The 26,557-nt window shown below is 70.8% G+C and carries 23 protein-coding genes; 14 read left to right on the forward strand and 9 right to left on the reverse strand.

Features of this window, described 5'->3' with window-relative positions; genetic code table 11:
* Positions 1-401 precede the first annotated feature (401 nt).
* The gene (locus tag FHU35_RS22470; protein ID WP_145743019.1) at positions 402-1,724 is read left to right on the forward strand and encodes a pyroglutamyl peptidase; all 1,323 of its coding nucleotides are present in this window, start codon (positions 402-404) and stop codon (positions 1,722-1,724) included.
* A 134-nt stretch (positions 1,725-1,858) separates the two neighbouring features.
* Here the strand turns inward: FHU35_RS22470 and FHU35_RS22475 are convergent, their stop codons facing one another.
* On the reverse strand, positions 1,859-2,794 hold the full coding sequence (locus FHU35_RS22475) for a LysR family transcriptional regulator (protein WP_145743020.1): 936 nt from the start codon (positions 2,792-2,794) through the stop codon (positions 1,859-1,861).
* Positions 2,795-2,959: 165 nt separating this feature from the next.
* Here FHU35_RS22475 and FHU35_RS22480 point away from each other — a divergent pair, with 165 nt between their 5' ends.
* The 4 genes from FHU35_RS22480 (at position 2,960) to FHU35_RS30010 (ending at position 5,510) form a co-directional block, all read left to right on the forward strand.
* The gene (locus FHU35_RS22480; protein WP_246110505.1) at positions 2,960-3,436 is read left to right on the forward strand and encodes a DapH/DapD/GlmU-related protein; all 477 of its coding nucleotides are present in this window, start codon (positions 2,960-2,962) and stop codon (positions 3,434-3,436) included.
* A gap of 246 nt (positions 3,437-3,682) precedes the next feature.
* Positions 3,683-4,282 carry a DUF6230 family protein gene (locus tag FHU35_RS22485; RefSeq protein WP_246110506.1) on the forward strand — a complete coding sequence of 200 codons (600 nt, stop codon included), beginning with the start codon at positions 3,683-3,685 and terminating at the stop codon, positions 4,280-4,282.
* A gap of 14 nt (positions 4,283-4,296) precedes the next feature.
* Positions 4,297-4,755, forward strand: coding sequence for a DUF6114 domain-containing protein (locus FHU35_RS22490; RefSeq protein WP_145743026.1), 459 nt, complete (start codon positions 4,297-4,299; stop codon positions 4,753-4,755).
* 20 nt (positions 4,756-4,775) lie between these two features.
* Complete coding sequence (locus tag FHU35_RS30010) at positions 4,776-5,510, forward strand: hypothetical protein (protein WP_246110507.1); 735 nt, start codon at positions 4,776-4,778, stop codon at positions 5,508-5,510.
* Here the strand turns inward: FHU35_RS30010 and FHU35_RS22505 are convergent, their stop codons facing one another.
* The 4 genes from FHU35_RS22505 to FHU35_RS22520 form a co-directional block, all read right to left on the reverse strand.
* Positions 5,511-7,538: an iron ABC transporter permease gene (locus tag FHU35_RS22505; RefSeq protein ID WP_246110508.1), complete on the reverse strand. Its 2,028-nt coding sequence runs from the start codon at positions 7,536-7,538 to the stop codon at positions 5,511-5,513.
* Complete coding sequence (locus FHU35_RS22510; protein WP_145743030.1) at positions 7,535-8,503, reverse strand: ABC transporter substrate-binding protein; 969 nt, start codon at positions 8,501-8,503, stop codon at positions 7,535-7,537. Before FHU35_RS22510 ends, FHU35_RS22505 begins: the two co-directional genes overlap by 4 nt.
* A 17-nt stretch (positions 8,504-8,520) precedes the next feature.
* Entirely contained in the window at positions 8,521-9,345 is an 825-nt protein-coding gene (locus FHU35_RS22515) for an ABC transporter ATP-binding protein (protein ID WP_145743032.1), read from the reverse strand.
* Positions 9,346-9,514: 169 nt separating this feature from the next.
* Positions 9,515-10,387 (reverse strand): DUF559 domain-containing protein, encoded by an 873-nt coding sequence (locus tag FHU35_RS22520; protein WP_145743034.1) that lies wholly within the window; start codon positions 10,385-10,387, stop codon positions 9,515-9,517.
* Positions 10,388-10,706: 319 nt separating this feature from the next.
* Here FHU35_RS22520 and FHU35_RS22525 point away from each other — a divergent pair, with 319 nt between their 5' ends.
* The 3 genes from FHU35_RS22525 (at position 10,707) to FHU35_RS22535 (ending at position 14,605) form a co-directional block, all read left to right on the forward strand.
* A complete protein-coding gene (locus tag FHU35_RS22525) occupies positions 10,707-11,219 on the forward strand; it encodes a GNAT family N-acetyltransferase (protein ID WP_145743036.1) in 513 nt (170 codons plus the stop codon).
* 43 nt (positions 11,220-11,262) lie between these two features.
* A complete protein-coding gene (locus FHU35_RS22530; RefSeq protein WP_145743038.1) occupies positions 11,263-11,514 on the forward strand; it encodes a hypothetical protein in 252 nt (83 codons plus the stop codon).
* Positions 11,515-11,611: 97 nt separating this feature from the next.
* Positions 11,612-14,605: a glycine--tRNA ligase gene (locus FHU35_RS22535; RefSeq protein WP_246110509.1), complete on the forward strand. Its 2,994-nt coding sequence runs from the start codon at positions 11,612-11,614 to the stop codon at positions 14,603-14,605.
* 375 nt (positions 14,606-14,980) lie between these two features.
* On the opposite strand, the gene FHU35_RS22540 is transcribed toward FHU35_RS22535, so the two are convergent.
* Both FHU35_RS22540 and FHU35_RS22545 read right to left on the reverse strand, forming a co-directional pair.
* A complete protein-coding gene (locus FHU35_RS22540; RefSeq protein WP_145743040.1) occupies positions 14,981-15,499 on the reverse strand; it encodes a hypothetical protein in 519 nt (172 codons plus the stop codon).
* Between the two features lie 136 nt (positions 15,500-15,635).
* Positions 15,636-16,700 carry a sodium:calcium antiporter gene (locus FHU35_RS22545; protein ID WP_145743042.1) on the reverse strand — a complete coding sequence of 355 codons (1,065 nt, stop codon included), beginning with the start codon at positions 16,698-16,700 and terminating at the stop codon, positions 15,636-15,638.
* Between the two features lie 172 nt (positions 16,701-16,872).
* On the opposite strand from FHU35_RS22545, the gene FHU35_RS22550 reads away from it, so the two are divergent.
* The 4 genes from FHU35_RS22550 to FHU35_RS22565 all read left to right on the forward strand — a co-directional run bounded on the left by FHU35_RS22550 (position 16,873) and on the right by FHU35_RS22565 (position 20,983).
* A complete protein-coding gene (locus FHU35_RS22550; protein WP_222429469.1) occupies positions 16,873-17,406 on the forward strand; it encodes a Chromate resistance protein ChrB in 534 nt (177 codons plus the stop codon).
* Between the two features lie 70 nt (positions 17,407-17,476).
* A complete protein-coding gene (locus FHU35_RS22555) occupies positions 17,477-17,893 on the forward strand; it encodes a YkvA family protein (protein WP_145743043.1) in 417 nt (138 codons plus the stop codon).
* Positions 17,894-18,038: 145 nt separating this feature from the next.
* Complete coding sequence (locus FHU35_RS22560; RefSeq protein ID WP_145743045.1) at positions 18,039-20,138, forward strand: AfsR/SARP family transcriptional regulator; 2,100 nt, start codon at positions 18,039-18,041, stop codon at positions 20,136-20,138.
* A 44-nt stretch (positions 20,139-20,182) separates the two neighbouring features.
* Positions 20,183-20,983, forward strand: coding sequence for a class I SAM-dependent methyltransferase (locus FHU35_RS22565; protein WP_145743047.1), 801 nt, complete (start codon positions 20,183-20,185; stop codon positions 20,981-20,983).
* Between the two features lie 10 nt (positions 20,984-20,993).
* Here FHU35_RS22565 and FHU35_RS22570 read toward each other — a convergent pair whose 3' ends face one another.
* Entirely contained in the window at positions 20,994-22,307 is a 1,314-nt protein-coding gene (locus FHU35_RS22570) for a hypothetical protein (protein WP_145743049.1), read from the reverse strand.
* Positions 22,301-23,392: a hypothetical protein gene (locus FHU35_RS22575; RefSeq protein WP_145743051.1), complete on the reverse strand. Its 1,092-nt coding sequence runs from the start codon at positions 23,390-23,392 to the stop codon at positions 22,301-22,303. The genes FHU35_RS22570 and FHU35_RS22575 overlap by 7 nt, the downstream gene beginning before the upstream one ends.
* Before the next feature lie 398 nt (positions 23,393-23,790).
* Here FHU35_RS22575 and FHU35_RS22580 point away from each other — a divergent pair, with 398 nt between their 5' ends.
* Both FHU35_RS22580 and FHU35_RS22585 read left to right on the forward strand, forming a co-directional pair.
* Positions 23,791-25,152 (forward strand): condensation domain-containing protein, encoded by a 1,362-nt coding sequence (locus FHU35_RS22580; protein ID WP_145743053.1) that lies wholly within the window; start codon positions 23,791-23,793, stop codon positions 25,150-25,152.
* The gene (locus FHU35_RS22585; protein ID WP_145743055.1) at positions 25,149-26,555 is read left to right on the forward strand and encodes a condensation domain-containing protein; all 1,407 of its coding nucleotides are present in this window, start codon (positions 25,149-25,151) and stop codon (positions 26,553-26,555) included. The genes FHU35_RS22580 and FHU35_RS22585 overlap by 4 nt, the downstream gene beginning before the upstream one ends.
* The last annotated feature ends 2 nt before the right edge of the window (positions 26,556-26,557 follow it).

Consider the following 26,557-nt stretch of genomic DNA (forward strand, 5'->3'; position numbering starts at 1 on the left):
CCCGGCCTGCTCGCTGACCAGCGGTTCGGTGTTCGAGTAGGCTCCCGCAACCTCCACTGACCTCGGGGCGAGCTGTGTTCGCGGAATGCGCGAACCGGCTCGCCTCGTCGTATTTGTTGCGGGGGCCGAGCCCCCGCAGGCCCCCACGGTGCGGTGGTCGCGCGACCGATGGCTCCTCGTCTTGGGGGCCGTTCCCGGCCTGGTCACCGACCAGCAGTTCGCTGGTGTTCGTGTTCTGCGTTGCGCCTCCGGGTCCGCAAACTCCCTGCACCGCGGAAGAGCCACTTAGTGGCAGGTGCGTCTGACCGCCCTTGTGTCGTGAACTCGCCACTGCGGAGCACTCCGCGCGTGCCCGACGCGGCATAGAGTTTTCCCGGTTCCGCCGTTCCTGGAGGTTCGACTTGCGCGTCGGTGTGCGCGGCGTTTGCGCCGCTGCGGTCTTCACCCTGCTCGCCAGCGGGTTTCCGGCCGCTGCCGGTGCTGCCGGTTCGTGCTTCGATCCGGACGCGCCGACGACCGTCGAACAGGGGCGGCTGGGCGACGACGTCGCGGTCGAGATCCTGCGGCGAAGCGGTTTCGACCGGCTCGCCGGGGAGTTCGAGCAGGAGCTGTGCGGCGTCGACACGCTCGAGGACGCGAAGCGGTTCGTGCGTTCCGGGGGCGGGCGGTTGTGGGAGGCCGCCGTCGACCGCGCGCAGGGCCGCGAACCTGCGGTGGGTGATCTCCCCGCGGAAGACGACCGTCCCCTCTACTGGGCGCGGCTGCACATGACCAGGTCGCTGGCCCGCTGGCAGCCGGGTTTCGAACTCGGCCCGGCCGAGCGGGCGGAGCTGGTGGCCTCCTTCGAGCGCGAATCGCGCGGCCACAGCAGCGTCGAGGTGCAGCCAGGTGTCAAGCGAGTGCTGGTCAGCGGTTTCGACCCGTTCCAGCTCGACGAGGACATCCGCCGCAGCAACCCGTCCGGCGCGGTGGCCCTCGCGCTCGACGGCACCGTGCTCGACACGCCTTCGGGCCCGGCCCGCGTCGAGGCGGTGATGTTCCCCGTGCTGTGGGAGCCGTTCGAGCAGGGCATCGTCGAACGGGCCTTCCTGCCGCACGTGCGGCCAGGTCCGGAACAGGTCGACCTGTTCGCCACGGTCAGCCAGGGCAGGCCGGAGCGATTCGACGTCGAGCGCTGGAACGGCCGCTGGCACCAAGGTGCCGACAACGACCGCGAGGTGCGCGAGGGCGGTGTGATCACCGTGCCGCCGGATCTGCCGACGATCGACCCCCAGCCGGAGTTCGTGCCCACGACCCAGCCCTACGCCGAGATCGTCGCCGCTGACACCGGTCGCTTCCCGGTCTTCGACAACACCGAGGTGACCGAGATCCCGAGCGGCGAGACCGAGCCGGTGACCCGGCCGGACGGTCCGACACCAGGTTCGCAGGCGCGGCAGGGCGGTGGCGGCAGCTACTTGTCCAACGAGGTCGCCTATCGGACGACGCTGCTGCGCGACGCGGTGGGCGCCGAGATCCCCGGCGGGCACGTGCACACGCCGATCCTGGAGTTCGGTCCCGGCAACACCACCGAGATCACGGACCCGGTGTTCGAGGCGAGCCGCCGCGACATCAACGCCCAGTTCCGCAACATCCTCGCCGTGGCGGTGGACGCCGGCGTCACGGGCGATCCGTTCCAGCGGTCGGTCACGCCGAGGTCCGGACCGCTGTCGCCGCCGTCCATGTGATCCGCTCGCGCAGGAGAGGTGGACGGCAGCCCGCGCGGCCGTCGTCCACCGGCGCACTGCGCTTCGTCAGCCGCCGTTCGCGATGCTCTGCTCGAAGACGCTGTTCCAGGCGGAGAGTCGCGTTCTCCACCACCTCACGCCGGCATCCCCAACGGGCTCGGCGCCCACGCGTCGTCAGGGGTTCGCGCCATCGAGGTGCGCAGGTGGTCGCGGAGCGCGGTCAGCACGGGGTGTCGATCTCCATCGCGCGACAACAGCACGTGGGGGTAGACCGGGGTCGGTTCGTGCAGCGGAATGCGTCGTAGGTCGTGGATCTGGGGCCACAGGTACCGATCTCCACCGCCGACGAGGGTGGCCAGCGAGGGTGAGTCGGCCAGCGCGTCCATCAGGGCCTCGTCGCCGAAGTGGGGGCCGAGCGCGTCGATGCTCAGACCGAAGGCCTCGGACACCGCCTGGTAGAACGCCGACCACGCGGTTCCGGGCTTGATCCCGGGGATCCAGATCCGGTGGCCGACGAGGTCCGCGGGCCTGGCCCGAGCGGCGTCCGCCAGGGGATGCCCGGGCCCGACCAGGAGTTCCAGGGGAGTGTCCAGGATTCGTTCCGCGGTGATCCCATCCGGGATCTGGTCCACCGCCAGGGCTCGGAAGGACGCGTCGATGGTGCCTTCGAGCACGGCCCGGGCTGCTCCGGCGGCGTTCTCGTCGGCCAGCGCGACCGCGTCCAAGTCCATCCCGGGATGCGAGCGGTAGAACCGGTACACGGCCTGGGCCGGAGCGATCCGCCGGTTGAGGACGTCGACGCGCAGGGGGCGGCTGCCGGGGCGCACGGCCCGCTCGCTCCGCTCGACGGCGGTCAGGACCTCCTTGGCGTGCGGCAGGAAAGCCTGCCCGTCCGGGCTCAGCCGGGATCCTCGCGAATGTCGCACCAGGAGCACGACTTCGAGGTATCGCTCCAGAACCGCGATCCGCTTCGAGACCGCTTGCTGACTGATCTCGAGCTCGTCCGCCGCTGCCTGGAACTGGCCGTGCTTGGCGATGGCCACGAACGTCCGCAGCGCTTCGACATCCACACCGCCAGCTTAGGGACACAACGAACGGTTGTGGTTGACGAGTCTCGTGGTTGTTTGATCGCGCTTTCCTCGGAGTGGTGATATCGCCGCATGAACACTCGCGCAGACCAGGTTCTTTTCGTGCGGACAGCCGAATTCGCCAGCCACGCGGAGCGAATCGCTGAAGTGACCGATGCGACGTCCAGGCTGAACGTGCTGCCGTTCAGCGACCACGAAGGTCGCGCAGAACTGCTGTCCGTTGTGTTCGGTGGCCCTCTCCCGGACTCGGTGACGATCTACCCGCCGTTCTTCACGGAATGCGGGCTGCACACGACCTTCGGGGAGAACGTCTTCGTGAACCAGGGATGCACCTTCATGGACAAGGGCGGGATCCGCCTCGGCGACGGGGTCATGATCGCCCCGAAGGTCAACCTGATCACCGGGGGCCATCCTCTGCGCCTGGCCGAGCGTCGCGAGCATCTCGTCTTCGCCCCGATCACCGTCGAAGACGACGTCTGGATCGGGGCGGCAGCCACGATCCTGCAGGGCGTGACCATCGGGGCCGGTGCCGTGGTCGCTGCCGGTGCGGTGGTGACCCGCGACGTTCCCGCACGGACTTTGGTCGCGGGAGTCCCCGCGCAGGTGATCAAGACGGTCGGCTGAGCGGCCGGGCCCGCCTGGCGAGCGCTGACGGCGGGCCCGCCTGCGACCGCGACGCTGCCCGTCCGGGGTGACCGGCGTGCTCGCTGTGGTGAGTGGGGCGGGCGGGATCTAAATGAAAGATCAACTATCATTTATTGACGATTAGTGACCGCAGTCACAGCGCGAACTGTGTTGTTTGGCTTACGTTTACCCCCGTTCGGAGTAGCGAGGATCACGCTACGGACACGCCGAGTGATGGGAGCGGATGTGGGCGAGAAAACGGGCGGCCGGACCCGCTGGCGCGTGTTCGGGCTGGTGCTGCTGGTCGGGCTCTTCGGGGTCGGGCTGATGTTCACCGGCATGTCCCAGGGCGCGATCGCGGCCTCGTTCGCGGTGGCCGGAACGAGCTACAAGGCCACGGCCGACAAGCTCGACGCGCAAGGAGTCGTGCAGTACGGCTCGGTCGATCAGAGCGCGGATCAGGCGCATCCGGTGATGGTCAACGGTTTCCAGAAGGCGAAGCTGGACAACTTCTGCCAATCCATCGTCGTGCCAGGACTGCCTGCGATCGGTGACATCACCTTGAAGATCGACGCTCCCGGCGGGATGAACGCCGACAACCTCGTGATCGGCGTCGAGGAGGTCACCGGCGATGTGACGCTCAACAACGTCGAGATCGGCCGCGACGCCGGAAGCATGGACAAGGGCCCCAACGGTGTGACCGGTAGTCCGGGCACCTTCGGCATCCAGGCCGACAGCACCCAGATCACGGGTCTGCGCCAGGTCGCATGGTCCACCACGGCGTCCACGCTCAAGCTCAACCAGGTCAAGATCTCGGCCTCCGCCGGCCGCGACGAGTGCTTCTGACCGGAGGTGAACCCATGGCTGCGAAGAACACCAACCTGACGAAGTTCCGCCAGTGGCGGCGAACTCGCCCGTTCTGGGCCGGGTTCTGCACGCTGGTGTCCGGACTGCTGATCCTCTTCCCGCCCTACGCGTCGCTGAAGTTCGGCGACATCGTCGTCTCGCTGAACACGCTGACCGGGATCTCGGCGATGGTCATCGGAGTCCTGCTGGTGTGCTGCGGGCTGTCGTTCTGGACCCGCCAGGAGTTCCGGATGCCCGCAGGAATCGTGACGCTGCTGCTGTCGGTGGCCGCGATCGTCACCGCCAACCTCGGGTCGTTCCTGCTCGGGACCCTGTTCGGAGTGGTGGGCGCGGCCCTGGGCATCGCATGGACGCCCAAGGCGCGCCAGCGCAAGCCCGCTGCCGAGCCCGCAACCGAGCCCGCAGCGGAACCCGTCGAGGTTCCGACCGGTCTTGCCGGAGGGCGTGCGTGAGGTCATCGAGGCTTCGCCTGGTGGCGAGCGTGCTCGGTTCGACGCTGGTGCTGGGGATGATCGGTCCCGCCGCGGAGGCCCAGGAATCCGGCGGCGGCCCGATCTCGGACCTGCTCGGCCTCTCGCCCGACGCTGCTCCGACGACGACGGAGCAGCCCGCTCCGGCTCCGACGTCGACCCCGGCGCCCGAGCCGACTCCAGCTCCGGAACCGGCGCCGGCCGCGCCGGTTCCGGCTCCCACCTCCGCTCCGGCCCCGCTGCCCGCCCCGGCACCCCTGCCGGCCCCAGCGCCGAAACCGGCTGCGCTGCCGCCGGCTTCGTCGTCCGACGTCCAGCCCGGCCCTGGTCGGTCGTGGACGCTGACGGCCAGCGCGCTGAAGCTCGTGGGGTCCCGGTACCGCGGCATCGAGGAACGCGACGGGGTGCGGACGCTGCACTTCACCGTCGACCGCCTGGAGATCACCGACCTGGTGCAACGCGGGGCCCTGGGCAACGGCATGACCCTGCGCACCGCCGCGCGCCAGGGAAGCGTGTCGAAGGTGGTCAACGGCCCGATCGAGCTCTACACCCAGGAGCTCACCGGGACGCTGGCCATCGCCCGCACCACGCTCACGGCCGACTCGCTCCTGATGCCGGACCTCGACCTGGGATTCCTGCAGCTGCCCGAGCTGACCTTCACCGACGCGATCGTCCGCAACACCGACCTCGCCGGCGGCACGCTGACCATCCCCGGCGCCACCATCGGGCTGGAGTGATCACGCCCTTCCCGGGACGGGGGAGGCGCTGCTCGTGCGGTGCAGCAGGTAGAGGAAGTACGGCGTGCCGATGAGCGCCGTGATCAGCCCTGCCGGGAGCTGATCGGGCGCGATCGCGGTGCGCCCCAAGGCATCCGCCGCGCAGACGAGGATCGCGCCCAGCAAGGCCGCGATCGGGAGCGACCGCGCGTGCTTGCGCCCCACGAGCGCCCGCGCCGCGTGAGGTGCGACCAGGCCGACGAAGGCGATGACGCCGATCGCCGCGACCGCCGCACCGGTCAGGACCACTGCGCACAGCAGCAGCACCAGCCGCGATCGGGACACCGCGACGCCCAGGACGCGGGGTGTCTCGTCGTCGAGCGAGAGCAGGTCCAGCTCGGCCCGCGCCCCGATGAGCAGCGGGATCGCGACGGCGATGGCCAGGGCGACGGGAACCAGGTGCTCCGGCAGCCGCCCGTAGGTCGAGCCGCCCAGCCAGGTCAGCGCCTTGGTCTCGTTCCACGGATCGGTCAGGGCGATCAGGAGCGTGATCACCGCCTGGGTGCCCGCCTGCATGCCGAAGCCGATGAGCACCAGGCGCTCGCTGGAGAAACCGCCGCGCGCGGCCACCGCGAACACGACAGCCGCGGCCAGAGCCGCACCGAGACCGGCCGCGGTCGCCTGCGCCCAGAAGCCGAGCCCGGGCGCGAAGGTGATCACCGCGATCGCCCCGATCCCGGCGCCGCCGGACGTTCCGAGGATTCCCGGCTCGGCCAGAGGGTTTCGGGTCACCGCCTGGATCGCCGCGCCCGCCAGGGCGAGTGCGGCACCGGCCAGCAGGGCCGCCAGGACGCGCGGGAAGCGGTTGCCCATCACGTTCGACACGATCGGCCCCGCCTGCCCGGTCGTCCAACGGGTGACGTCGCCCAGCAGCAGCATTCGGTCGCCGAGCAGCACCGACGCCACCACGACCAGCGCGGCCAGGACCAGCAGACCCGCCAGCACCAGCCGGAACCGCAGCACGCTCACCGACCCGCGCACGCCTGCGGCCGGGGGCTCGGACACCGTGCTGGACACCCGGATCCCGCGCGCGAGCACGATCAGGAACACCACGCCGAGCAGCGTCGTCACCACGCCCGCAGGCACTTCCAAGGCGCCTCGGGCACCGATCACCGCGCGCAGCAGGACATCCGCGCTGAGCAGCAGCACCACGCCCATCGCCGCCGAGACCGGGATCAGCGCAGCGTGCCGGTGCAATCCGGGCACGAGGTTCGCGCCCAACCGCACCAGGGCCGGGGCGGCCAGGCCCACGAATCCGATCGGACCGGCGAGGGTGACGGCCGCGGCGGCCATCAGCACGGCCAGCGCGACCGCCCCGAGACGGATCCGTCCGACGTGGACGCCGAGCGTTCGCGCGTGGTCGTCGCCGAGGTGGATCAAGTCGAGCTTGCGCGCGAGCAGCAGGAGCCAGACCAGGGCGATGAGCACCACCGGCGCGAACGTGCGGACGCCGTCCAAGCCGTTCTGGCTCAGCGACCCCGCACCCCATGCGAACAAGCCCTCGGTCTCCTCCGAGAACAGCAGCAGCAACATCTGCGTCACCGAGCTCATCGCCAGCGCGAGCGCCGTTCCCGCCAGCACCAGCCGCACGATCCCGGCACCGCCGCTGCCCGAGAGGCCCAGGACGACCAGGGCGGCGCACAACCCGCCCGCGAACGCGACACCGGCCGTGCCCAGCAGCGGGACCGACACGCCGAAGGCAGCGACGGCGACGATCGCCAGGTGCGCGCCCGCCGACACTGCCAACGTGTCGGGAGCGGCCATGATGTTGCGCGACACCGACTGCAGCACCGCGCCCGCCACGCCCAGCGCCGCTCCCACCAGCATCGCGGCGAGCAGCCGGGGCAAGCGGGACTGGAGGATCACCGCTGCGTGCGCGTCCGGTGCCAGGAGGTCGACGTCGGCCGTTCCCTGCGTCAGGTGGACCAGCGAACCGGCGGCGATGAGCCCACCGAGAGCGACGACGACCAGCAGCAGCCTGATCTTCACGCCTGGACCGCGGCGATGGCCGCGTCGACGAACCGCTCCATCGACTTCGGTCCGCCGAACGTCCACAGCTCACCGGGCAGGAGGTGGACCTCGCCCTTCTGCACGAACGGCAGGTTCGTCCAGATCGGGTTCCCGGCGAGGTTCTCGGCGAACGGATCGCCGGACGTGGCGTTGTACCAGAACGGGACGTCGCCCAGCTTCGTCAGGCCTTCGACGTCGGTCTGGGCGAGCCCGTAGGCGGGGTCGCCCTCCATCTCCCAGGCCGTCGGCAGGCCGATGCGCTCGAACACCGCGCCCACGAGGGAACCCCGCGTGTAGGGGCGGATGGTGACCGAGCCCGCGGTGGCGTAGGCATCGGCGAAGGCCACCGGCCTGCCCGACATGCCCGCCTGCCGGACCGCCGCCCTGCCTGCCTGGACCTTGGCGTCGAACTCGGACTTCAACCGCGCTGCCGCGTCCTGGGTCCCGGTGGCCTGGGCGATCAGGTCGACGTTGCTGAACATCGAGCCGATCGGGTCCTGGGCGTTGCCTCCCGGGATGACGACGACCGGCACCTTCGCCTCGATCTGCTCGAGCGCGCCCTCCGGGAGGTCGCCGGTGACCACGACGAGGTCCAGGTCGAGCGAACCGAGCGCGTCGATGCTCGGTTCGCCGCGCGTCCCGATGTCGGCGACCGACGCGTCCAGCGGGGCGGCGCTCGAGTACTCGCCGTAACCCCGCACGTCCGAGACCGCGGCGGGCATGACGCCCAGCGAGACCAGGTATTCGGCGGCGTTCCACTCGGTCGCGGCGACCCGCGCGGCCGGGTGCTCGAGCCGGACCTCCTTGCCGCGCGAGTCCACGACGCTCACCGGCGGGCCGCTCGCTTCCGGCGCTGGACCGGCAGGCGCTTCGGTCGTGCCGCAGGCAGACGACGCCGCGGCGAGGGTGACGACGGTGGCGATGAACGCACGTCTGGTGCGCATGATGACTCCCCGGGGGATTAGAGCGAGGCGGCGTTGAAGCGGCCGACCGCGCGGGTGTGGATGCGTCCGTCGGCCGGATCGCGGTGGACCTCCACCTCGATTCCGTAGGCGCGGGTGAGGTTCTCGACGGTCAGGACGTCGTCCGCGGCGCCTTCCGCGGACACGCGGCCGTTCTCGAGCAGCAGCAGCCGATCGGCGACGGCCGCCGCCTGGTCGAGGTCGTGCAGCACGACCCCGACGCCGACTCCGTGCTGGTCGGCGAGATCGCGCACCACGTCGAGGATTTCGACCTGGTAGCGCAGGTCGAGGAAGGTCGTGGGTTCGTCCAGCAGCAACAGGCCGGTGTCCTGCGCGAGGCACGCCGCGAGCCAGGTCCGCTGGGCCTGACCGCCGGACAGCGCCTGCACCGGGCGCTCGGCGATGGGGCCAAGGCCGGTGAGCTCCATCGCCCGCTCGATCGCGGCGGGCCCGTCGGGATCGTTGCCCGCCCAGCGGGAGCGGTGCGGGTGGCGGCCGAACTCCACCAACTCGCGCACCGAGAGACCGCCGGGAGCGGTGCGCTGCTGCGAGAGCAGGGTGATCCTTCGTGCCAGGTCCTTCGCGGACAGGGCGCGCAGTTCGGCGCCGTCGGCGAACCGGACCTCGCCCGAGGCCGGCGGGTGCAGCCGTGACAGCGCGCGCAGGAACGTCGACTTCCCGCTGCCGTTCGGGCCGATCAGAGCGGTCACCGTTCCGGCGCGCAGCGTTACCGACGCGGCGTGAACCACGACGTCACGCCCGTAGGCGACGTCGATCTCCTGCGCGGACAGACCAACCGAAGCCTGCGATGAGTAGCGCGACACGCCATCACACTAAAGTGAGCCTTCCCTAACCCACAACCCAGGCCGGACATCCGGGCAGTGACGCGGCATTTCCCAGTTTTAGTCCAAACCGAGGAGGCTTCGTGCCCGAAATGTCGGCTCAGTTTGGACTAAAACTGGGAAACGCCCTGGTCCCGCCGCTGCGAGGGCATCAGCCGGTTCTCTGTCGGACTACTTGGGCGACCTCGGCGGCCAGGTGCGTCGGGGCGGTCGCAAGCCTCTCGGCGGTGATCACGACGACCACCCACCCGTTCGCCCGAAGCCATGCGCGCCGACGCTCGTCCCTTCGGAACTGATCGCGATCGGCGTGCCACCGGCCCTCGTATTCCACGACGACCTTGGCCTCGGGAAATCCGAGGTCGCCGCGCAGCGTCTCACCGAACTCGCCTGGTATCTCCAGTTGTGGCACCGGGCGGAGACCTTCGAGTCGGAACAGCACCCGCAGCACCGACTCCGGCGGCGATTCCGCCCGCTCGTCCAGCAGCTCGAAACCGCGGCGGGCGCGCACGATGCCGTCGTCGTGGCGGTCTGCCATGAAGCGGGCGAGTGCTTGCTTGGAAAGTCGCCCGGAGTGGAGGAGGGCGTCGACGCAGGCGACGCCCTGGGTCAGCGGGTTCTTGGTGAGCAGATCGAACGCCGCTCGTACCAGGGTGGCGACTTGCACGCCGCCCCAGGGCATGTGCTCCGAGTGGTGCCTGCGAGTGTTCCAGGTTCGCAGGCCGTGGACCCGTTTGACGCCGCTCGCCAAGACTTCGACCGCGTCTTGTGCTCGAGCGAGGTCGATCCCGTGCAGCGTCGCGGCGGATCTTCCGGTGATCACCGCGTCCCGTGGCAGCACCATCGCGGCAGCTCGGCAGCGCAGCTCGTGGGTCAGTGGCGTGGAGTCGAGCCTGTAGACGCCGTGGAGGACGCGCCGGAAGGGGCCCTTGCGCAACTTCTCGTCGGTGAAACCCTGCTGCAGCGCCTCGGCGCGGGTGAACAACCCCCGAGTCCCGCCGAGCGCCACCTTGTTCGAGGCAGCCATGCCTCCCAGGTTGCACAGCGAAAACGACGCCGAAAAGCCAACTCCGGAATCTGTGGAGAAAACAGTCCCCTGTGGACAATCACGCTTACACCTTCGGGTGGAATCCCAGTTTTAGTCCAAACCGAGGAGGGTGCGTGCCCGAAATGTCGGCTCAGTTTGGACTAAAACTGGGACTTGGTGAGGGGTCTTCAGCGGGGTGTGCGGGGTGGGGTGTCTTGGTGGAGTTCTGGGAGGCCGAGATCGAGGTGCGGGCCGGCGCCGAGTGCGCGGTGACCACGCTCGTGCCCACCACCGCCTCCTCGATCCTGGAGCCGCTGCGATGAACATCCCCGCCGAGATCCCCGCAGGCCGCTACCGGCTCCGCCGCTGGCGGCCGTCCGACGCCGAGCAGGTGTTCCAGGCCTGCCAGGACCCTGAGATCCAGCGCTGGACCACCATCCCCGTGCCGTACCTGAAGGAGCACGCGGACGGTTTCATGACCAGCGCGGTCGATGCGCCGCTGTTCGCGGTGACCGCGCACGGCGACGACGTGCTGGGGTCGTTCGGGCTGGTGGAGGTGCAGGACGACCGCGCCGAGGTCGGCTGCTGGGTCGCCCCCTGGGCTCGCAGGCTCGGCGTGGGCGAGGTCGCAGGCCGCGCGCTGGCGAGCTGGGCGTTGCGGACGACCGGGCTGACGACGCTGGAGTGGATCGCCGACGCGGCCAACGGGACCTCGCTGAGGCTGGCCGAGCGGATCGGCTTCACGCCGGTCCGGATGCTGCCGGATCACCTGGAGAACCGCGACGGCAGCTTCTCGGACGCCGTGCTCGCGGTGATGCGCGAGGACTCGTGATGTTCGACGCCACCACCTCCTCGACCATGCCCCCGGCTCGGCGTTGCCGCTGCTCGCCGAGGGTCTGCGCCCGCGCGCCCGCGGCCGGGCGGGCAACCTCAACTCGCTGCTGGTGGTGCTGCGGGAACGGCTCGACGCGATCGGCTGGGGCGGTGAGGAGGTGACGAGCTGGGTCCGCGCTGCCGCCGACGCCGATCACCGGGTCCGCGCTCGCACCAGTCCGGCCGCCGACGACGTCGCGGAGCAGAGCGCCGCGGACACCGCCCGGCTGGTGCTTGAAGCGCTCGGGGGATGATGGCGAACAGCCGCGAAAACAGTGCGTGGCAGAATGCGCGTGTTCGAAAAACCCAGAGTATCCACACCACCACGGGCGATGAAGGGTTCGGAATCCGGTGACCGAGAGCAGCACACCGACGATGCAGGACGCGCTGCTGGCGCTGCAACGCTACTGGACCGAACGAGGTTGCATGATCATGCAGCCGTTCAACACCGAGGTCGGAGCCGGTACCGCCAACCCCGCGACCATGCTGCGGGTGCTGGGGCCGGAGCCGTGGCACGTCGGGTACGTCGAACCCAGCGTCCGGCCCGACGACGCCCGCTACGGCGAGAACCCGAACCGGTTGCAGACCCACACCCAGTTCCAGGTCATCCTCAAGCCCGACCCGGGCAACCCACAGGAGCTCTACCTGGGCAGCCTGGAAGCGCTCGGCGTCGACACCGAGGCCCACGACATCCGCTTCGTGGAGGACAACTGGGCCTCCCCGGCGCTCGGCGCCTGGGGTCTGGGCTGGGAGGTCTGGCTGGACGGGCTGGAGATCTCGCAGTTCACCTACTTCCAGCAGGCCGGTGGCCTGGTGCTCGACCCGGTGTCGGTGGAGATCACCTACGGCATCGAGCGCATCATCATGGCGCTGCAGGGCGTCGAGCACTTCAAGGACATCCAGTACTCCGACGGCGTCTCCTACGGCGAGATCTTCGGCCAGTCCGAGTACGAGATGAGCCGCTACTACCTCGACGACGCCGACATCGAGGCCACCCACCGCATGTTCGACACCAGCGCCGCCGAAGCGGGCCGGCTGCTGGACCTGCGCCTGCCCTCACCGGCCTACGTGCACGTGCTCAAGTGCAGCCACATGTTCAACGTGCTCGACGCGCGGGGTGCCATCAGCACCACCGAGCGGGCCAAGGCGTTCGGGCAGATGCGCGGTCTCACCCGCCGCGTCGCGCAGCTGTGGGCGGAGCGCCGCGAGGAGCTCGGCCACCCGCTCGGCGTCGTCGAGGCCACCGCGCCGGCGGACGACGTCGTCGACTTCCCGACCGTGAGCGAACCGGCGACGCTGCTGTTCGAGATCGGGCTCGAAGAACTCCCGCACGCGGACGTGTCCACGATGGCCGATTCGGTGCGCGACTCGCTGGAGTCCAAGCTCTCCGGAACCCGCCTGGCGCACGGCGAGATCAACGCCCACGCCACGCCGCGCCGGATCATCGTGCAGGTCGCGAACGTCGCCCCGGCCGAGCCGGACGCCGAGCGCACCGTCCGCGGCCCGAAGGCCGCGGCCGCCTTCGGCGAGGACGGGACGCCCACCAAGGCCGCCCAGGGCTTCGCGGGCAAGCACGGCGTCTCGCCGGAGGAGCTGAGCCGCGTTGAGGTCGACGGCACCGAGCACGTCGTCGTCGTGCGCACCGACGAGGGGCGCACGGCTCCGGTCGTGCTGGCCGAGCTGCTGGCCCAGCTGGTGAGCGAACTGCGCGCGGACAAGAACATGCGCTGGCGCGACCCGAAGCTGTCGTTCAGCCGCCCGGTCCGCTGGTTGCTGGCGCTGCTCGGCGACACCCCGTTGCCGGTCGCGGTGTCCTCGCTGCGCAGCGGCACCACCACGCGCGTGCACCGCACCGCTGCCGAGCCGGAGGTGCAGGTGGCCTCCGCTGATGGATACGTGGCGTTCCTGGCCCGGCACGGCATCGTCGCCGACGCGGCCGATCGCCGTCGCACGATCGTCGCCGCCGCCACCGAGCTCGCCGCGGGAGTCCGCGGCACCGTCGACTTCGCGGGGGAGGCCGGTCTCGTCGACGAGGTCACCAACCTGGTCGAGCAGCCCAACGCCATCCTCGGCGGCTTCGACGAGCGCTACCTGGAGCTGCCCGAGCAGATCCTCACCACGGTGATGCGCAAGCACCAGCGGTACCTGCCGGTGCGCGGTGAGAGCGGGCTGCTGCCGCACTTCGTGGCCGTGGCCAACGGCGACTGCGACACCGACCTGGTCCGCGAGGGCAACGAGTCGGTGCTGCGGGCCCGCTACGAGGACGCCGCGTTCTTCTGGCGCGCCGACCTCAAGCGCAAGCCCGAGGAGCTGCGCGAGGGCCTGCACAGGCTGACCTTCGAGGAGCGGCTGGGCTCGATGGCCGACCGCGCCGACCGCATCGCCCGGGTCGCGGTCTCCCTCGGCGCCACCACCGGCCTGTCCGGGGAGGACCAGAAGACGGTCGCCCGCGCCGGTGAGCTCGCCAAGTTCGACCTCGCCTCGCAGATGGTCGTGGAACTCTCCGGACTCGCCGGGACCATGGCCCGCGAGTACGCGTTGCGCTCGGGTGAAACTCCCGCCGTGGCAACGGCTCTGGTCGAGATGGAGCAGCCGCGCGGAGCCGGTGACACGCTCCCGGAGAGCACGCCTGGTGCGGTGCTCGCGCTCGCCGACCGCTTCGACCTGCTCGCGAGCCTGTTCGCGATCGGCGCCAACCCGACCGGCAGCTCCGACCCGTTCGGTCTCCGCCGTGCCGCCGGCGGGGTGGTGACGATCCTGCGCGCCACCCCGGCCGCGGGTGCCGTCACGCTGCGCGCCGGGCTGGAGGCCGCCAGCGCCGAGGTCGCCGTGCAGGGCTCGACGCTCAGCGACGAGGCCCTGGCGGAGGCGCACGACTTCGTCATCCGCCGCTACGAGCAGCAGCTGCTCGACGCCGACCACGAGCACCGGCTCGTGCAGGCAGTCCTGCCGCTGGCCGACGCTCCGGCCGTCGCCGACGCGACCCTGGCCGAGCTGGAGAAGCGGATCGACGACGAGGACTTCGCCGCGCTCGTCGCGGTGATCCAGCGCGCCCGCCGCATCGTTCCGGAGGGCACCGCCCCCTCCTACGACGCGGACGTGCTCACCGATCAGGCCGAACGCGATCTGCACTCCGAGGTCGCGGCGGTCTCGGGCCGGTTGTCGGGGGCCGCGAGCCTCGCCGAGTTCCTCTCGATCGCCGCGCCGCTGGTGGCGCCGGTGAACCGGTTCTTCGACGAGGTCATGGTCATGGCCGAGGACCCCGCCCTCCGCGCGGCCCGCCTCGGACTGCTGGCCACGATCACCGCTCTCGCCGACGACTACCTCGACTGGCGAGCCCTCTGACGAACCCCTCGAACGGGGCCCGGACCACTGCGCCCGGGCCCCGTTCGTGTGAAGTTGTCACCAGGTCCCAGGTTTAGTCCAAACCGAGGACCTCTCGTGCCCGAAATGTCGGCTCAGTTTGGACTAAAACTGGGCTGCTCCCGGGACGAGGAAGGCGGGAGCGCTCACGAGAACGACCTCGACCACCGCGAAGGCTCTCCGGGTGCGCCGCCGCAGAGTTGCGGGGTCGCTCGGGGCGGTTTTGGTCTGAATTGACCGGGTGAATCGGGCTTTGATCATGGACGGTTCGGACCAAAACCGCCCGTTGGCCACGCGCCGCACGAGCGTGCGGTGCCTCCACTCCTATGGTCCTGAAGTGCTGCTCCGCGCGGAGGATCAGGGTGAGCAGGCGTCCATGCCCGCTGTGTTCTCCAGTCCGAAGTCGGCGAGGTACCCGTCGTCCTTGAACGCGAAGATGTAGCGCTGGCCCGGGCGGTCCGGGATGTCGTGCGCGTAGGTGAAGTCCGCCGGCGGGTACTGGTACAGGTCCGGGTAGGTCGCCTTGACCTGGTCGAGGGTCTGCCCGAAGCCGACGCCTTCGGGCGTCTGCATGGCGTCGGTGACCTGGATCTCGACCACGCCGTGGGTGGGGTGGACGAACACCCCGTTGCCCGGGTTGCCCTGCCCCTCCTCGGGCCGGAAGTCCAGGACGTTGCAGCCCTGGTTCGGTTCTCCCGGCGTCTCGTCGACGACCAGGCCGGTCGCGAGCGCGTCCTGCTCGGACTGGCCCAGGCACAACGTCTTGTAGCAGTCCGGTCCGATCGGAACGGGCGCTTCCTGCGCGCTCGCGAGTCCGGTGCCCCCGACGGTCAGCGCAGCCGCCAGCGCTCCTGCGATCCCCAGTGCTCGTCGCATGTTCACTCCCCAGTGAGTCGGTACGTCCACCATCCTGCAGACGCCCGGGGTGCCTCGCAGGTTGCAGGCGGGCGAGCAGTTCTTCTGTTCGAAGAGGACGTTCCCGATCACTTCGCTTGGTGGACAGCGACTTCCGTCAGTCGAGCTCGATGGGCGCGATGCCCAGCACCCCGTAGCTCACCGCCCAGTACAGGACGTAGCCCGCCAGCAGCACGTAACCGTGCCAGCGGCGCAGCTGACCGGTCGACAGGAAGTAGGCGGCCAGGGCCGTGAGCACCACGAGCGCGGGCAGGTGCCAGCTGAGCACGCTGGAGTCCACCACGAGACCTCCGGCGAGCAGGATGATGCCGAGCTTGCCGGTCACCGAGAACACGACGCTGCCGATGACGTTGCCGACGCCGATCTCCGGCGCGCCGCGCCGGGTGGGCTCGACGGTGAGGAAGATGTCCTCGATGGTCAGCACGAGCGTGGCGATGGTGGCGCCGAACAGCGTTCCTTCGAGGCCGAACTCCTCCAGGATCCCCTCGGTGCCGACGCCGGTGGCCCACGCACCCGCGATCAGCCCGACCAGCGCCAGGAGCGCGAACGCGGCTCCGGCCCAGCCGGGCATGTCGCGCATCTTGGCGAAGGGCATCCGCTCGGCGAAGCTCGGGTTCTCCGGCGTTTCCGGCCCCTGGGGCGGGAGTTCGGCCACCGCGGTTCCGCTGCCCTCGCGGGCGGTCGCGAACGCCTCGTAGAGCTCGGCGTCGCGGAACACCGGGCGCGAGCCGCGGGATTCGCGAACCACGACGTAGCCGAGGAATCCCGCGAACAGCGCCAGCAGCACCACGCCGGTGAGCGCGTTCATCGGCGCCAGCGCGACGAAACCCACCAGGACCAGGGGAGCGGCGGCGAACAGAAGGAGGTAGTCGCGCGGGATGTTCACCTTCGTCGGGGTGAGGATCGCCGCGAGCGCGAGGACGACGCCGGGCAGCGAGAGCGCGGTCCCGAACACGATCCCCAGCGCGACGCCGTCGAGATCCTCCATGTTCAGCGCCACGCCGAGGAAGATGTCGTCGAACTCGATTCCGGTGAAGATGATCGCGAGCAGGAAGAGTGAAATTCGCAGCCCGGCAGCCATTCCGACCAGGTAGCCGACGAGCTTCTCGGCGCTGTAGATCAACAATGCCGCTCCGGCGGCGAAGATCAGAATTGATTCCATGGCGCCTCGAAGTGTCGGGCGGGCGCTGGTGTCGCTCGCTGTTCGAAACACCATCGCGTCGCCGCCCTCGAGTGGCAACCCGTTGCCCGACGGGCGCGATCTCATCCGCAACGAACGGGTGCGCGAACGCAACCGGCGGTGGGGCGTTGCGGCGGTGCGGGAGACTGTGGGCGTGACTGGTGGTGCGTGGTTGATGCTGGTGTACCGGGTTCCTGGCGAGCCGACGCGGCTGCGCGCGACGGTGTGGCGCAGGTTGAAGGCGGCCGGGGCGGTGTACCTGGCGAACTCGGTGGCGGTGCTCCCGGAGTCCGCTGCGGCGGAGCGAGCCCTGCGCAAGCTGCGCGCGGAGATCGAGGGCATGGGCGGAACCGGGCAGCTGCTGCGAGCCGAGGCGCTGGCGGGGCAGGACGAGGTCGTCGCCGCGTTCAACGGTGCTCGCGACGCCGAGTACCAGGAGGTCCTGTCGCGGTGCTCGGACTTCCAGGCCGAGATCGACAAGGAGACCGGCGCGGGCAAGTTCACCTACGCCGAGCTGGAGGAGAACGAGGAGGACCTCGCCAAGCTCCGCCGCTGGCTGGACAAGATCCGCGCCCGCGACACCCTCGGCGCCCCGCTGGGCGAGGAGACCGTCGCCGGCGTGGAGAACTGCGCCCGCGCGCTCGACGCCTTCGCCGAGCGCGTCTACGCAGCTGAGGCGAACACCTGAGCGGCACGCTGAAGGATGGTGTCGCTCACGAGCACTACCTGCGGAGTCTAACCGCCGTTACACTCGTGTCATGACGATCGTGAGCACTCTCCTGGGCGTTGCCGCGGGTCTGCTGGTGGTCTGGCTGGCGCTCGTGGTGGTCCTGCTGGTGATGTGCCCGCGCAAGGGGATGCTCAGCGAGGCCCTGCGGCTGCTGCCGGACACGCTGCGCCTGCTGCGCAGGCTCGCCGCCGACCCCGGGATGCCGCGCGGCGTGCGCATTCGGCTCGGCGGTCTGCTGGCCTACCTCGCGCTGCCGTTCGACCTGGTCCCCGACTTCGTCCCGGTCCTCGGGTACGCGGACGACGCGATCGTGGTCGTCGCGGTGCTGCGCTCGGTGGTCCGCAGGGCGGGCACCGAGGCCGTGCAGCGGCACTGGCCCGGTACCGACGAGGGCTTCGCGGCCCTGTCGCGGTTGGCGGGGCTGCCGCAGCGCGCACTCGACTAGCGTGGAATTCACGCTTTTGGAATACTCCGGCGGGATTATCGGGTCGATTCCCGAGAAATGCCGCTCGAATTTCTTGCGCGCAAACCCCGAACCCTAGGAAACTCGGTCTCTATCCGTTTGACCTTGTTAATGGGGGTGGAATCCGGTGCGGTTCGACGTGCTGGGGCCGGTTCGGGTGCGGCACGGCACCGTGGACGTACCGGTTCCAGGCCTGTTGCGGCAACGCCTGCTCGCGTTGCTCCTCGCGCACGCCAACACGCCGGTCTCGGCGGAGTGGCTCTCGGTGGCGCTGTGGGGAGGCGAGCCGGAACGTCGCGGCGGCAGCAAGCTGCACCTGCTGGTTCACCGGTTGCGAAAGACCCTCGGTGAACCCGAACGCCTGGTCTCCGACGCGGGCGGCTACTGGCTGCAGGTCGAACCGGACGAGCTCGACGTCGAGCGCTTCGAAACCCTCCTGAACCTCGCCGAGCGCAACTTCGACCCGCAGCGCCGGGTCGACATGCTGCGCCAAGCGCTGCGGTTGTGGCGCGGCTGCCCGTACCACGACCTCGACCTCACCGAGCTCGCCGGCGAGACGCAGCGCATCGAAGAACGCCGCCTGGTCGCGCTGGAACAGCTGCACGCGGCTGAACTCGACTGCGGCAGGCACGCTTTCATCATCGCCGAGCTCACCGAGCTGGTGCGCGAGAACCCGCTGCGGGAACGCCTCCACGCACTGCTCATGACGGCCCTGTACCGCTCGGGCAGGCAGGCGGACGCGCTCGCGGTGTACCGCCGCGCCCGCCGCACCGTCGTCGAGGAGCTGGGTCTGGAACCGGGCCAGGCGCTGCGGGAGCTGGAGCAGCGCATCCTCGCCGGGGAGCACATCGAGTTCGAGCCGCCGACCGCCCGCCCGCCGACGCGACCGGCGCAACTTCCGCACGACGTCCCGGGTTTCGTGGGCCGCGACGCGGCTCTGGCCGAGCTCGACCGGCTCGGCGAGAAGCCCGAGGTGCCCATCGCCGTGATCGCGGGCACCGCGGGCGTGGGCAAGTCCGCTCTGGTGACGCACTGGGCCCACGCGGCGCGCGAACGCTTCCCGGACGGCCAGCTCTACGTCGACCTGCGCGGCTACGGCCCGGACCAACCGCTGAGCACCACCGAGGTGCTGGCCGGTTTCCTGCGCTCCCTCGGCATTCCCGGCGACGCGATCCCGGCCGACGCCACCGAGCGCGCCGCTCGCTTCCGCACCGTGGTCGACCAGCGCCGGATGCTGATCGTGCTGGACAACGCCGCTGATCCGGGGCAGGTCCGGCCGCTGCTTCCCGGCACGCCCACGAGCTTCGTGGTGGTCACCAGCCGCGACTCGCTGTCCGGCCTCAGCGCCCGCGACGGCGCCTACCGGCTGGTGCTGGACCGGATGCACGCCGACGAGGCGCACGCGTTGCTCACCGATCGGCTGGGGGAGCAGGTGATGAGCGCCGAGGCGGCCCGGCCGCTGATCGAGCGGTGCGCCCGGTTGCCGCTGGCCCTGCGGGTCGCGGCCGAGCGCATCCACCAGAGCACGAGCCGCGACGTGGGCGAGCTGCTGGAAGCCCTCACCGACGAGCAGCGCGGCCTGGACGCGCTGGACACCGGGGACGAGCACACCTCCGTGCGCGCGGTGTTCTCCTGGTCCTACCGCAACCTGCCCGAGGACGCGGCCCGCCTCTTCCGCCTCTACGGCTTCACCTGCAGGCACGCCGGTCACCGCATCGGCGTCTTCGCGCTCACCGCCTTGCTGGGCGCCGAGGACGTGCAGACGACCCGGCGGCTGCTCGACGTGCTGGTCCGCGCCCACCTGCTCACCGAGGTCAGCTACGGCCGGTACGAGATGCACGCGCTGCTCGGCGACTACGCGGCCGAGCTCGCCGTGCTGGAGCAGGACAAGCCGGCGATCGTGGCCCGGTTGCTCGGCTTCTACCTGCACACCGCCGACCAGGCGATGCGCATCCTGCAGCCCGGCCGCGACCCGGACGCGGGAGGGCTGCCTGCTCCGGTGGTGATGCCGAACCTGTCGAACCAGGAGTCGGCGGTGAAGTGGCTGGAGACCGAACGCCCCAACCTCATGTGCGCGGCCGAGGCCGCCGCCAGTTCGGGGATGAGCGACCTGGTCACCACCCTGTTCCAGATGCTGCACGGCTACCTGTCGGGGGAGAGCCGCTACCTCGATGACGCCGACCGGCTCAAGGCCCTGGCCACCGGAGCGATGCCCGAGGACTGCTGAACAGCTGCAAGCGCGGCGAAAGACCGGCTGCTCAGTCTGGCCCGATGACACGCGAGTACCACTTCCGCACCGCCACCGACCTGGGGCGGGAGCAGACGGAACTGCTGCAGGAGATGCTCGACGAGCGGACCAGGCAGCTCATCGAGCCCGCCGTGCGGCCCGGCGCCCGCTGCCTGGAGATCGGCGCGGGCAGCGGTTCGGTCGCGCGCTGGCTGGCCGGGCGGGGAGCCTCCGTGGTCGCCGTGGACCTCGACACCGAGCAGCTCACCGACCTGCGCGATGTGGCGGTCCTGCGGCACGACATCAACGAGGGCGTCCCGCCGGGTGGCCCGTTCGACCTCATCCACGCCCGCACCGTGCTGATGCACCTCCAGCGGCGGGAGCAGATCCTCGGTGAGCTGGCCGCAGCGCTGGCACCCGGCGGGATGCTGGCGCTCGGCGAGGTGTGCCTGCACGATCCGCCGCGCCTGCTGGCGGTCCCGGAGCCGGGTGACGCCGAGGTCTTCCAGCGAGTGCTGGGCATGGCGAGGGAAGCGTTCACCGGGCCCAACGGGATGGCCCTGGACTGGGGCCTGGAGATGGACGGGCACCTGGCTGCGGCCGGGCTCCAGGAGGTGCGCAGCGAACTGTTCGGAGAACCCGCGGTCGGTGGTGCGACGGTGGGCAGGTACGTCCGGAACCTCCTCCTGCAGCTGTCGCCCGCGCTCGCCGAGCGGGGATGCGCTCAGAGCGACCTCGACCGGTTCGCCGAGCTGTTCCTCGATCCGCGGATGCGGTGCTGGTACCTGCACTTCGTCTTCAGCAGCGGCGTGAAGGCGAACGGGGCCGCGACCCCGACTTCCTGAGCGGGCGAGCTCAGGGCCGCTCCCGGTGCCAGGGCGTGGCGGGGACGGACCGGTTCGCGAGGGCTTTCGCGGTGTGGGCGTGCAGGGCGGCCGTGTCCGGGAAGTGGTCGGGGTCGAGGGCCAGCACCGTCAGGTTGAGCGTTCCGCCCGTGCGGGTGAGCCACGCCGTGAGACCACCACCGCGCGAGCGCAGCAGCGCTGGACTGGTGCCACCGGTGATCGAGCGCATCACGATCGAGGTGGCCGGGAAGCCCGTCGGAGCGGCGAAGTCCTGCGGCATCTCGCCGAGGTTGGAGCACAGGCAGAGCGGAACCGGGAATTTCTCCGCGGTTCTGGCCCCCAGCGCGTCCGGCAGGAGCTGGACCAGCGGTTCCAGGAGCTTGGCCGGGGTCGGGGCTCCGGCGGCGGCGAAGGCCCGCTTGCTCGAGGCGCGGATCGGGGCGAGGTCGTCGACCCGGCCTCCGGTAGGGGTGACGGCGATCGAGACGCCGGTGGTGGCGTTGGAGCGGTCGTCGTCCTGCCCTCGGAGGCTCACCGGCAACGAGACCTTGACCGGCGCGTCCGGGCCCACTCGCCCGGACGACAGCAGGACCTCGGTGAGGATCGCGATGAACAGGGCGTTCGCCGAACCGCCTCGGACAGCGGCGGCCTCGTCCCAGGCCTCGGCGTCGCAGTCGAAGACCACCTGCGGCGGGCGTGCGGGCGTGTCGTCGCCTTCGCGCGGACCGGCCTGCGACACCTGGGTTCCCGGCGGCAGCGCAACGCTCTTCGGAGCGCGCAGCGCGCGGAGAACCCCGAGTCCGGCTCGAACCAGCTGGCCGGCCGCGTCGCCGAGCTCGTGCCGCAGCCCGGTCCGGGTGGAAGGCGGACGCCCGGCTTCCACGCCGCGCACCGCCTCGGTCACCGCGCGCACGTGGGCACCGCCGTCGCCGACGACGTGCGAGACCGTCAGGGAGAGCACGGATCCGCCTGCGCGGGTGGGGGCGCAGGCCAGCCGCCAGCCGGGGCCGCGCACGGGATCCAACCGCTTCGCGGCCTCGTCGTCGGCCCAGCTCAGCACCTCGTCCGGCGCGAGCGCGACCGGGTGCACCGCGACCGGTTCGACCGACGCCGAGCGCACCCAGCGCGGCCGCGCGCCCGGAACGGCACCGCGCACCACGAGTCTGCCGAGGCGTCCCCTGCTCAGCCGGTGCGCGAGCTCGTCGAGCTCGGAAGCCGGGATCTCGCGGTCGAAGTGCCAGACGCTCTGGTTGGTGACGGGGATGCCCAGCACGCGCTCGGCGCGCAGGAACAGGTCGTCGTCGGAGGTCAGCCGGTTCACCACTCCTGCACCTCCACCCCCCACCCGGACAGCTCCGAGAGCACCAGCTCGCGCAAGGCCGCGACGCCGTCGATCCGCCCCGGCGCGAGTCCGCACACTGAGAACGTGGTGCGGGCGCCGCTGTCGCTGAGCCACCCGGTGACGCCGTCGCCGATGGTGGCGATCTCGGCCGGGCCGGCGCCGGGGTAGTGGGCGGTGGCGGAGGTGCTGCGCACCGGAACACCGCACAGCTCGCGCGGGATCTCACCGAGGTTGGAGGCCAGCACGGTCGCCGCGGGCGGCGGCGGGAGTCGCCGCACCACCGCGTCCGGCAGCATCTGCACCAGCGCGAGCGGCTGCGCCGCCGAGGAGTTCGCCGCGAGTCGCTGGTAGGCGCTCTTGCACGCCGCCTTCACTGCGGACAGGTCCCGCGCGTCGAGCACGGCCCGGTCCAGCGCCGCCACCGCGATGCGCGTCGAATTCGCCCGCACATCACCGGGTTCCCTGCCGCTGACCGGCAGCGCAGCGGGCACCACCTCGTCCGCGCACCCGGCGGCGGCCGCGATCCGGGCCAGCGCCGCCACGAACAGCGAGTTGACCGAACCACCGTGCGCCGCGGCCTTTTCGGCGAGCGCGGCGCTGTCGCACTCCACGACCACGTGCGGGGTGCGCCAGTCCCGGGGTGCCTCGGGCTTCACCTTCGCGGAGGCGGCTCCGCCCTTGCCGCGCTCGCGGGTGATCGCCCAGCGCGCCACGGACCTGATCTGGTCGAGCCCGTCGCCGATCTCGTCGACCACCGCGGACAGCAGCGGGGCGCGCTCCGGGACCGGCACGGGGTCGCCGGCGTCGGCGCGGACCACGGCATCGATCAGGGCCGCCCCGTCGGCGATCGCGTGCGCCGCGACCAGGGACAGCACTGCGCCGCCGTCGGTGGTGCGGGCGAACGACAGCTGCCACGCGCGTCCGGTCGCCGGGTCGAAGTCCGCCGACACCCGGCCGTCGAGCCAGCCGAGCACATCGGTGATCGGTTCCGGTTCGACGTGCAGCGGCGCGGCGTCCGCCGAGCGCGACCACCTGTCCCGCGCAGTGGGAAACCACGCGCGTTCCACCCTGCGAGAAAGCGCTCCGGCGGCTATTCCTTCATGAAATTTTCGCACGCTGGACACATCAGGCGTCGTGTCGAATCGCCAGCCGAACTGGTTTATCGCGGGTGTTCCGAGACCGCGATGACGCCGCATGAACAGGTCATCGGCGAATTCGAGTCGTGCAGTGCCGGAAATGATGCCTCCAGTTGCGGAAATGGACCGTTGGCCCAGCGTTTTACCAGCTTGAAACATCGGGCTTCGAGGTGGTACCGATTGTGGCCAATGCCCGCCGGAGGCTTGAAGCGGCCTGTGTGGTGACCATCGACACACTCGATTGGGCGTGTGCGCGAGCGATACCCTGCTTGCTCTGCGGTCAACGCCGATTGCCTTTCCCCACCACGAAATTCCGGGAGATTCGCGAAGTGGAATACACCGAATTAGCCGACTACCCGCTGCCGGACGGCGCGGTCAGCACGTGGGCGCCGGTGTGCGAACCCGATTCCTGGTCCGACGACGACCGCAAGCTCACCCACGACCACGAGGCGCACCTGGCTTCGGCCCTGCCGGGCTCCTGGATCGGCTCGGTGCTGCGCGTCCCCATGCGCTACGACGCCGAGGTGCTGCGCCGGGCCCTGCGCGCCTGGATCGCCCGGCACGAAGCGCTCCGCACCACCGTGAGCCCGGGCGAGAGCGGCTGGCGCCGGCACCTGATCGCCGCGGACGCCATCGACGTCACCGAGCGCTCGCACGGCGAGCTGAGCGGCTCCGTTGCCCACGACACGATCTCCGAGCACTTCGCGGGCGTGACGCCGGACCGCTGGCCGCACTGCCTGTTCGCGACGATCGCGCTGCCCGAGGGCTTCGTGCTCGCCTTCGGCGCCGACCACAGCGTCATGGACGCCTACTCGCAGCTGCTCTTCTTCGGCGAGATCGTCGAGCTCTACGAGCGCGCGCTCGACGGCGTCCCGGACGAGGAGCTCGGCACCCTGGACGTCGGCAGCCACGTCGACCACAGCGCGGCGGCCCGATCGCTGTCGGAGGTCGTCGACGCAGAGCACCCGGTCGTGCGGCACTGGGCCGAGTTCCTGAAGGACGGCGAATTCCCCGGCATGGAGGGCGTTTCGTCGCAGGCTCCGGCTCCTGAGGGGGTTTCGCAGCACTCGCTGTCGCGATGGGTGATCCCGTCCGGAGACGCCGAGAGCATGGAGCGGTTGTGCGCGAACCTGGGCACCGGCGCGCAGTCCGGCGTCTTCGCCGCCGTCGCGCTCGCGATGCGCGAGCGGACCGGTTCGGAGCAGCTGCGGTTCGTGCTCCCCATGCACACCCGGCACGACCGGCGGCACGCCGGAGCCGTCGGCTGGTACGTCGGGTTGTGCCCGGTGGACATCGATCTGCGCGGTGCCACCGACTTCCGCGAAGTCGTCTCGCACACCCGTGCCGGGGTCTCCGCCGGTCGCGGCTGCGTGAAGACCTCGTTCGCCCGGGTCGCCGACATCCTGGAGCTGGACGCCGAACCGCGCTTCGTCATGTCCTACGTGGACGTGCGCAAGGTGCCGGGTGCCGAGCACTGGCCGGACTGGGGTGCGCGGGCGCTGCGCAGCCCGGAGGCCAGCCGCGATGAGGCCTACCTGTGGGTGATCCACTCCGACGAGGGCATCAGCGTCTCGGCCCGCTGCGGTCGTACGGACAGCGCGCTGGAGGCCGTCGAAGGGCTGATCGCCGGTTTCGAGGAGAAGTTCACCGACGTGCTGGGCGCTCCCGAGGCGCTGGAGGTGGGCGCGTGATCCTCGCCGACATGGCCGACTGGCGCACCCCGCCCGGCCGAGTCCTGCGCTGGGTGCCGACCGCCGCTGCCCGCGAGGCGGCGGAGACCGCACCCGTGGATCCCGGCCCGCCGTCGGATCTGCAAGCCGACCACCTCGCCGCGTTCCGGGCGCACGGCCGCAACCGCGCTTGGACGGGCGTGGCCACCGACGTCGACGGCGACCTCGATCGCGCGGCGATGACCCGCGCGCTGCAGCGCCTGGTGCGAACCCACGGCGGCTTCCGCACCTGGTTCGACCTGTCCGAGCCCGAACCGGTCCGCCACCTGGTGCCCGCCGAGGCCGTCGACTTCGAGGTCGACGAGGTCCCGGTGCCGCAGGAGGACTGGGACGCCGCCCTGCAGGAGCACCTGGCGAGCCGGTTCGACGACGAGTGCACGCCCGACGCCTGGCCCGGTTTCGCGCTCGGCGTCGTCGAGCGCCCCGGTGGCTTCGGCGTGTTCTGGGGCTGCGACCACGCGTTCACTGACGGCGCCTCGCAGATCCTGCTCGGTTCGGAGCTCGCCGACCTCTACGCCGCCGAACTCGCCGAACCGGGCGGGCCGGAAGTCGACTCCGGTGCGTTGCCCGGACCGGGCGAGCGCGGCGACTTCCGCGACTACGTGACCGAACAGCGCGAAGCCGCAGCCGCTTTCAGCTCGGAATCCCACGAGGTCCGCGAGTGGGTGCGGATGGTGTCGGCGAACGGGAACCAGCTCCCGCGCTTCCCGCTGCCGCTCGGCCTCGCCGACGGCGAGAAGGCGCCGGTGCACATCAGGACCCTCACCTGTCTCGAAGGCGAGGAGCTCGCCGCCTTCGACAAGGCCTGCAAGGCCGCGGGCGCGCGCATGAGCGGTGGCGTGTTCGCCGCGGTCGCGGCCACCGAGCGGTTGCTGGCCGGGCGGGACCGCTACTTCGGCATGACGGTGCTCAGCACCCGCGACCGCGGCCCCTACTCGCGCTCGCAGGGGTGGTTCTGCACGTTCGCCCCGGTCGAGTTCGACGTCGGCGACGCGGAATTCGGTGAGCTCGCGGAGCGGGCTCAGCATGCGCTCCGCAGGGCCAAGGAGCTCTCGGCGGCCCCGATCGGCCTGGTCGTCGACACCCTCCTGCGCAGCGGGACGTGCACCCCGGCCGACCTCGGCAGCCCGCAACTGCTGTCCTACTTGGACCTGCGGTGGTTCCCGGGCGCAGGTCGCGCCGCGGACGCGCGGGGCGTGCACTTCACCGGCACCGGGCGCACGTCCAACGCCTCGACCTGGATCAACCGCGACGCCGACCGGCTCTACCTGCTGGCCCAGGTGCCCGACACCGAGAAGGCCCGCGACACCGTCGACGACTACCACCGCAACCTGCGGAAGGTCCTCCAGGACGCTGCGAGCTAGGC

It is taken from the genome of Saccharopolyspora dendranthemae, assembly GCF_007829955.1.
Taxonomy (GTDB): Bacteria; Actinomycetota; Actinomycetes; order Mycobacteriales; family Pseudonocardiaceae; genus Saccharopolyspora; species Saccharopolyspora dendranthemae.

Coding starts and splice junctions, on each gene's coding strand:
- FHU35_RS22565 (WP_145743047.1), top strand. CDS start 20,183: ATGACACGCGAGTACCACTTCCGCACCGCCACCGACCTGGGGCGGGAG.
- FHU35_RS22510 (WP_145743030.1), bottom strand. CDS start 8,503: ATGCGCACCAGACGTGCGTTCATCGCCACCGTCGTCACCCTCGCCGCG.
- FHU35_RS22490 (WP_145743026.1), top strand. CDS start 4,297: ATGGCTGCGAAGAACACCAACCTGACGAAGTTCCGCCAGTGGCGGCGA.
- FHU35_RS22540 (WP_145743040.1), bottom strand. CDS start 15,499: ATGCGACGAGCACTGGGGATCGCAGGAGCGCTGGCGGCTGCGCTGACC.
- FHU35_RS22525 (WP_145743036.1), top strand. CDS start 10,707: ATGAACATCCCCGCCGAGATCCCCGCAGGCCGCTACCGGCTCCGCCGC.
- FHU35_RS22545 (WP_145743042.1), bottom strand. CDS start 16,700: ATGGAATCAATTCTGATCTTCGCCGCCGGAGCGGCATTGTTGATCTAC.
- FHU35_RS22520 (WP_145743034.1), bottom strand. CDS start 10,387: ATGGCTGCCTCGAACAAGGTGGCGCTCGGCGGGACTCGGGGGTTGTTC.
- FHU35_RS22555 (WP_145743043.1), top strand. CDS start 17,477: ATGACGATCGTGAGCACTCTCCTGGGCGTTGCCGCGGGTCTGCTGGTG.